6 protein-coding genes are annotated in these 7,972 nt (G+C 37.7%); all 6 read right to left on the reverse strand.

Annotated features, from left to right (window positions below; translation table 11 throughout):
• Positions 1–1,579: carbon monoxide dehydrogenase (locus QZ055_RS06885; RefSeq protein WP_295825541.1), on the reverse strand; the 1,579-nt coding region annotated here is incomplete at its 3' end.
• A 386-nt stretch (positions 1,580–1,965) separates the two neighbouring features.
• Positions 1,966–2,871 carry a LysR family transcriptional regulator gene (locus tag QZ055_RS06890; RefSeq protein ID WP_295825544.1) on the reverse strand — a complete coding sequence of 302 codons (906 nt, stop codon included), beginning with the start codon at positions 2,869–2,871 and terminating at the stop codon, positions 1,966–1,968.
• Positions 2,872–3,174: 303 nt separating this feature from the next.
• Positions 3,175–4,803 carry a phosphoenolpyruvate carboxykinase (ATP) gene (locus tag QZ055_RS06895; protein ID WP_295825546.1) on the reverse strand — a complete coding sequence of 543 codons (1,629 nt, stop codon included), beginning with the start codon at positions 4,801–4,803 and terminating at the stop codon, positions 3,175–3,177.
• Positions 4,804–5,197: 394 nt separating this feature from the next.
• Entirely contained in the window at positions 5,198–6,838 is a 1,641-nt protein-coding gene (locus tag QZ055_RS06900) for a PAS domain-containing protein (protein WP_295825548.1), read from the reverse strand.
• A 174-nt stretch (positions 6,839–7,012) separates the two neighbouring features.
• Positions 7,013–7,360: an energy transducer TonB gene (locus QZ055_RS06905; protein WP_105090063.1), complete on the reverse strand. Its 348-nt coding sequence runs from the start codon at positions 7,358–7,360 to the stop codon at positions 7,013–7,015.
• 10 nt (positions 7,361–7,370) lie between these two features.
• On the reverse strand, positions 7,371–7,748 hold the full coding sequence (locus tag QZ055_RS06910; protein WP_119208833.1) for an energy transducer TonB: 378 nt from the start codon (positions 7,746–7,748) through the stop codon (positions 7,371–7,373).
• Between the last annotated feature and the right edge of the window lie 224 nt (positions 7,749–7,972).

A 7,972-nucleotide genomic window follows, 5' to 3' on the forward strand; every position in this document is an offset into this window, starting at 1 on the left:
AACCATAATGTTTAACAGTGGATTCTGGAGAGAAACCAACTTCTGCAGTGATTTCATATGGTGGAATGAATACAGGCATACCTTTGCGCAATTCATGAGCTTCAAGAGCACGATCCAAGATTTTACGAGCCAAATCTTTTGTTTCAGCCAAATTAGTGTGGTGATGATCGTAACCGATATGTTCTGCACCTGGCAAACGAGCTGCATCAGATGTAGTGATAACTTTTGTATTGAAGCAACGTGCTACGTCCATAATAGCAGGGTAAACGTCTTGAACGTCAGCTACCCAGCAATCAAGAGCGCCTGTACCAAGTACAAGTTCAGCACCGATAGCATTACACAATGGAATAACATTTTCATAACGGTACATGCTGGACAAACCAGAGCAGCAGATGCCGTAGAATTGGATACCTTTAGCGCCGATGGCTTTTGCTTTTTCTAAGTACTCTTCAGAAGCACCAATTTTACAAATTTGGGATACTAATGTTGGCAAGTGACCATGAACAGCGATGTTAACATAACCTTTTTTCAAAGCGCCAATGTTAACTTTAGATGTACGACGACCACCAAGACCGAACAATGCGTCTGTTGCGATGTCTGCAGCTACTACGCCAGTGAATGTGAAAGCAAGGCCACAACGCAAGAATTGTTTCATGTTGCTTTCCCAATCGCCATCTGTACCTACGCATGTACGATGATATGCATCAAATGCTTCATTGTACGCGGAAATAGGCAAGATATCCAAGTTTTTCCAAACTTCGCGACGTTCAGCAGGAGCCATTGCTGTAATAGTTTTATATTCGCCAGGCAATGCACGGCTCAAATCTTCAAGCAATACATCTGCCAAGTCATTTGCCACTTCTTTTAAGGAACGGCCTTCTTCAGGAATGTTGAAAGCTTTACATACAGTGCGAATTTTTTCTTCGCCCATAATTGGAATATCCAATTGGTCATTAGCAGCAGCTTTCAAAGAAATCAAAATTTCACGAGCATGCGCACCATGTTGAGTCAAACCACCTGCTGCAGCACGTGTCATATTACGAGCTACGATAAGGTCAGCATCGGCACCGCAGACACCGCGAGGACTCTTAGGTGTAATTTTACATGGACCCATGAAACAAATACGGCAACATACGCCGGCAATACCGAATGTACATTGTGGTTGTTGTTTATCAAAACGGTCAAATACTGTATCGCAACCAATTTGCTCCATGCGAAGAATCATTTCGCGTACAGCAGGATCTGGTGTTTGTTCGATAACATCTTGTTTTGTAGGCCAAGTTTTACGATATTCTGCAACGGCTTTCATGTAGTCGTTTACGCCATGTTCATGAGGTACCCCTGGTTCATGAGTGTGTGGCACCCATTTATCCGTAGGCAACGCTTTGCCATGACTATGGTCATGGTCATGATGGTGATCATGGTCGTGATCGTGATGGTGACCGCCACAATGGCAGTGATCATGGTCATGATGATGGTCATGATCATGATGGTGATGATGATGGTCATGATCATGATGGTGATGATGTTCGCCATGGCTGTGATCATGGGTATTTTTATTTTCCACATCTTTACTCATAATAATCCTCCTAGGGGCCTACGTAGGCCAACTAATACTAATAAGAAAACATATTCTACTTTTATGCAAGTTAATTCCACCTCAACGATGGGTTTTAAATCCTATCTCCAAAATATGTTTTAAACTACTATAAGTATATTTTCTGAAAGGACATTTGTCAATTAAATTTTGAGAAATTTTTGACTCATTTATGCCTACAAACTATTGTATTAACTATATTCATCAAATTCGATAACTTCAGATTCCTTTCATAAAACCAAAAGAGGTTAATTCCTTTTATTTTAAGGAATTAACCTCTTTAATCTATATATGTGTATTTTTTTATCAATATATATGTTTATATGTATCCTAAAGCTATACCATCCTAATAGCTCCATATGTATAATTTATAAAAATTGTTGCATAATCTGTGCTACTTCAGCTAGATGGAATCGCTTAGCTCTATCCGATCTGGCAACTAATACCAACTGACGGAAACAAAGTTTTGATGCAAGAGGATAAAATTTAACTTTATCATCATCGCCCTTGCTATTTAACGTGCTTGGTAAGAATGTAATACCATAGTCATCCTCTACCAAGGATCGACAAGTATCAAGATTTTCTGACCCAATAACTGCTTTAGGTACGAAAGATTCAGCCTGACATAGACGATTTACCAAAGTTCGCAACTTAAGGCCTTCTCTTATGAGAATAAACGGAAATGTTCCAAAGGGTGCTATTTCATGAATTCCATCCGGTGTCATAAGCGAATCAGCAATAGCTATGGCTTTTTTATTTTCTACACTAACGGCCAATAGAATTTGCTCATCTAGTACAGGATAGCTTTCAAGAGCTTGAGAATAAATCGGTGTAGGAAACAACCCTACATCTACCAAGCCATCACAAATTTGTTGTTCCAAAAAATGGGACTCTCCTTCTACTACGTGGAATTCCCAAGAAGGTTCAATTTGTTGAAAGCTCTTCAATGTTTTTCCCAACATATGGTGGCCATAGAATTGAGACAACCCAATACGAACATGGTAAGCCGCATCAGACCCTTGATTAATGATAGACTGCGTTAAAGCCTCTACCTTTCCTACTAAGGGCATCCCCTCTTTAGCAATCTGTAATGCTGCCGCCGTTGGAACAACCTTTGTACGATCTCGAGCAAATAAAGGTACTCCTAACTCAGCCTCGATACGACGAATACTTTGACTTAATGCAGGCTGAGAAATATATAGTTTTTTAGATGCCTTTGAGAACGATGTCATCTCGACGATGGTACTTATATATTTAATATCCTTTATATCCATAGAAACACCTTATAACAAAACATTATTATTTAATTATAACTATTTATTACTAAAATACAAGTTATATTGTGTAAACCAAAGACTATGTTTCATAAATCTAGAATCTATTTTATTCATTAATTCAAAATCTATTCTTCATTAATCAAAAATCTGTTATCCATTAATCACAAGATAATATATCGGTTCTAGAATTATAACAATTATACATAAAAAAGCCCTCCAGACGGAGGGCCTTTAATTCGAGTATTTAGTTCAATTGTATTTGAGTATTTAATTCACTTTTATTTGAGTGTTTAGCTCACCTTACATTAATGTTTTAAGTACATCCAATACTTCTTGTGGCAATTCGTTTTTATGACCGATGAGTTTTTCTACATAGTCATAGCGGAACTCGAATGCTTTGTGTAGTTGGTGATGGTATTCACGCACTTGGAATGGTGGTTCGAAACCAGGAACCTCTACATAGGAGAGATTTTCATATTTATAGAATGGTTTGAAGTCCAATGTGCCTTCTACCAAACGTTCCAATAAATCAAGAGTTACCTCTTTAGGAATTTTGTCTTCCAAGAAGAAGCCTGTATTCATAATGTAGCATTGTACACCACATTCAGAGAACAATTTTTTGTAGCTTTCATAGTCACGAACCAATGGATATGTACGGAATGGATTTGCATATGGTTCGATAACAAGTGCATTTGGATCAACGTGAGCATCCAGCTTTTCAGCAGTAGAGCGACGTGTAGCTAGTGTTGCGCCCATTGTAGATGCCAAAACAGGGTCATCAATTTTAAGGATTGGTGGCAACGTTTTATCCTTCATAAGCCATACAATGGCATTAACTGGTTGATCTACGTAGTTTACACGATTATCTGTCCAGAATTGAGATTTAATAGCGCGACCATTATTATTACGCACATCTTCTGCCAACACAACCTTACGGCCATCCTCATCCATAGTTACGCCAACATTTTGTAGAGTCAACAAGAATTCATTAGCAGGATGTTCCACAGGATAGTCTTGCATTTTGTCAAAATATGTAGGTTCAAGAGCAATAGAACTCAAGTCATTAGTATTGATGATATACGCATCGTCATGCAAGATAGAAATATCATAACGACCATCATGCTTTTCATGAGTTAATGTAGATTTACCAGAACCGGACAAGCCAAATACACCGATAGTGTAGCTTTTACCATTATCAAGATTGTAACGTTTCATACCGCCGTGGCATGCTACATAGTCGAATCGGTTCGCCAAAGACCACGCCAATGTAAGGGTACCTTTTTTATGCTCACCGAAGTAACGCATACCAAGAATCATAGCGCAGTTATGAGCTGGATCAAAAATAGCAAGCCCACCTGGATGACCTGGTACCACATAGTCAGGATCAGAATAGATATAAATGTCGCCTTCTGGAATTTCTACGCTATCATTGTAGAATTCTTTTACAGCTGCATCAAAGAACTTAAAGTTCATGATCCAAGAATACAAAATAGATGCGTGATCTTTTGGAATCATCAAATGAGCACGAGCAGTAAATTTTTTATCAAGACCTACGATAGTATCAGCAGAAAGCCATTCTTTACCGCGGCTATCATAGACTGCATCACGTGCAATATTAGCAAGTTCCACTTCGTCAATGCCTTCATCGCCAATAATGCGACGAGCTTTTGCATAGCGACCTGTAGTTTTACCATCGTTTGTAACAAGTACCTTTGCATCAGCTGGCAAACCTTGCTCGCATGGTTTATATACAGGCATATCGAGGACGATAACGCCAGGTTCTTCAGTGGCAAATTGGTACGCTTGTGCCACAGATGTAATAGGCGTTACATTGTTTCCATAAAATGCAGTTTCAATAGTACTGCGCATCTTAGAAAATAATGGGTTTGTTTTAATTTCACTTTGCTTCCAAACGCGTCGTGTCGACATAGTATCCAGATCCTCACCTTTAATATATACGTAATTTCTCTTGTAAAAGTAGTTTAAGATAAGAAAATACTGCATCCGCAAATACTTTCATTATGTTTTATTGTACCCTTTTCAGACAAATTTGTATACACAAAACAGATGAATTATAAGAAATTAATGCATGCTTATTTCGAATTAGTGCAACACATTTTATATAAAATATTTTAATAACTCTATCTGTTTTATTGAATTTATCCTAATAATGATTAATATAAAAGAGCTAACTGAATATACATCAACTAATAAAAAAATAAAATGAGGCTAGGTCATATGACCTAGCCTTTTATTCTAGAAAAACAAATATTTATCTTCTAAATTCAAGTTCCAAATATATCCTCTATATCTATTTTCTAGTTTACTTTTTATTTCTATTAATAAAAGAATCGATTTTACCGACCAAATCATCTACATTAAAATCACCACGCTCTGCGATCATCTTAATAGTAGCCACCTTAGCCATAACCTTTACCATCGGTGTTTTCAACTTCTCAAATTTAGGATTCAAAGAAATCAAATAATCTACCACTTCAGGGCTTTGCTTAATCAAGTTAGATAGAGTTGTCTTTGCATCGATATGGAAACGACCGTCAGCATCGGTAGTGAGAGGTTCTTCATCTACTTCTTCTGCAGCCTCTTGAGCTAAGGATTTATCAGTATCATTACCCTTACCAGTACTATTTCCTGCATTTCCTACAAAATCTGTCTTATCCCACGTCAACAATGTACGAGACCCTTCAAGCTCACGTATATGAGTGCAATCTTGCATCATTTCTAAGACACCGCGGAATTTACCATGTTCATCGCGTACTGCTGTATAGATAACATAGATGAATAATCCCGGTTTATTGATCCAGAATTCAGCTTGGCTTTGCTCACCAGATCGGAATTTCTCTACGATTTCTTCTACAACATGAACGGACTTTGCAGGGTGACAATTCTTGACCTCACGTCCAATAACATTGGCACTGCGAGGGAATATACGATGTGGCGTATCGCTGTAGAACTTAACAAGTTCGTTTTCATCTACATAAGACAAATCTACAGGAAGATGACGGAACAATAGATTGATTTGTTCTAGAGTCAATTTGCCTGTGGCTACGTCGAGGACTGTATCCTTGCCAACTTGTGCCCCACCTACAGGACCTACATATTTAGACAATAATCCAGCTAAATCATTTAGGAACTCATTAGATACTGCACCGTTTTGACTAGCAGTATTTCCATTTAATTGAGCTGCAGAATCGTTGATGCCTGCCACTACATACAAACCAGGAGGATTAATGATAGCATAACCAATTTCATGATCATTTTTGCTCATGCGCACAAATTCTTCATCGCTTAGTAATTTAAAGGATGTTGGCAATAATACTTCTAACTCTTTAGAGTTTAAATCGCGCAATTTCGCCAATGTATCTGGTACAGACGCTAAAAATTCTTCGTATTTATCTTCACGAAGCAATGCATAGGACGCAGAGATGGCATCGCGCACGCCATCGTCAAAGGTCCACATAATACGGGTAGGACGATCAAAACCATGTTCTTCAAGCATTGGATATAATTGATTTTGTTTACGAGATAGATGTATACGCCATTGTGCTAGGGAGTCAAATACGCCAAGCCACGGATTTTTAATAAACTTATCTTGCTTTAACAATTCATCCGCTTCAAGAGCTACCTTTTCAACAGCATTAATTTCTTCTAAGTACACCCACAATGGATGATTTTCAGGGTACTCATTTTCGGCACGCACCAACACACCGTCAAATAAATTCAATAAATCATCCATCTTATCTAGTATTTCTTCATCCTTATATACACCTTTCAAACTTTGCTCTGCATAGGCAAACTCATCAGGCGTGCAAGTACCTAATTTTTCTTTCAAAATACGGTTACCCTCTTCTAAGGATAATTTGCCGTCTAAATAATCCTCTTTAATAGATACAATAATTCTGTACCGTTCGTTATTAATGTCTAGCTTTTGCTTTAATGGATTCATATGCTTATACCTCCATGGGTCAATGCTATTACTATACTCAATATGTTATTTCTATGAATAATCTATTTTTAGTATATCAATTTTGAAAGTAATTTTCAGTTGCCATAGATACATATTTAGATATATTTGAAAGATTCTAAAAAAAGCGCCCATACTAAGTATGAGCGCCTTTGATTAGTTTCTAAAATCAATATATTCAGTTTTAGAAGATGCTACAGGATTACCATTGGAGTCTGTAGCCGGGTTGAAACGCCATGTGGAGATTTTCTCAACAAGAGCCTCATCAAGAGCAGTAACCCCACTAGATTTTACAACCTCTACGTCCCCTACAGAGCCATCTTCATTGATGGTAAAACGCACATCTGCACTTTGAATCGAATCGCCATAACCAGCAATATTAATTTGATCTACAGATGGTGTAGATATCGCTACAGGCAATTGAAATGGAGCCGCCAACACAGTGGCTGCCATACTCGTTGCAAACAATGCGCTTAATACAGTACAACGCAACACTTTATTCATCACATTCTCCTTATTTAGCTGTTACAGCTTGTTTAGGTAGAGTAATTGTCATCCCAATAATAGATTCATGAGCCTTTTGGTCTACGCCGATAGCAGGTGTAAATTTCCATTGTAGAATGGCTTTTTTCACAGCTTCATCAATTGGAGCATAGCCAGAGGAACGTTCTACGAATACGTTTTTTACATTTCCTTTTTTATCAATCAAGAATCGTACACGCATATTAGGCGCTACTGTAGCTGTTTGAGGAACCTCAGGCAACTCAGGTTTTACAATTTCCACTTCGCGCGGAGATTCTAAGAACTTAGCCGCATCAGCTGTATAATTACCTAATACGCCAAAGGATGCAACAAGTAAAGCCGCCGCAGTGAATCGGAATAATTTATTCATAATAAGCCTCCTAAAATAATTATTGTGAGTCTATGAATAATATCATACTAAATAAAGATGAATATTTAAAGAACATTTTCTTATTGATAAATTTTCTCATTTATGATATATTGAGTTCAAGATAACTGTTCGGACTTACATATCAGGTAGATATGACAAAAAACTACACAAAGGAGGTTCATCATGAGACGTAGAAAGCGTATTCAAATGAAGGTCATGATGGT

Source organism: uncultured Veillonella sp. (assembly GCF_905209685.1).
Taxonomy (GTDB): domain Bacteria; phylum Bacillota; class Negativicutes; order Veillonellales; family Veillonellaceae; genus Veillonella.

Bases quoted from the DNA above. Each gene is read 5' to 3' on its own strand.
- QZ055_RS06900 (WP_295825548.1), bottom strand. From the start codon at position 6,838: ATGAATCCATTAAAGCAAAAGCTAGACATTAATAACGAACGGTACAGA.
- QZ055_RS06905 (WP_105090063.1), bottom strand. From the start codon at position 7,360: ATGAATAAAGTGTTGCGTTGTACTGTATTAAGCGCATTGTTTGCAACG.
- QZ055_RS06890 (WP_295825544.1), bottom strand. From the start codon at position 2,871: ATGGATATAAAGGATATTAAATATATAAGTACCATCGTCGAGATGACA.
- QZ055_RS06895 (WP_295825546.1), bottom strand. From the start codon at position 4,803: ATGTCGACACGACGCGTTTGGAAGCAAAGTGAAATTAAAACAAACCCA.
- QZ055_RS06910 (WP_119208833.1), bottom strand. From the start codon at position 7,748: ATGAATAAATTATTCCGATTCACTGCGGCGGCTTTACTTGTTGCATCC.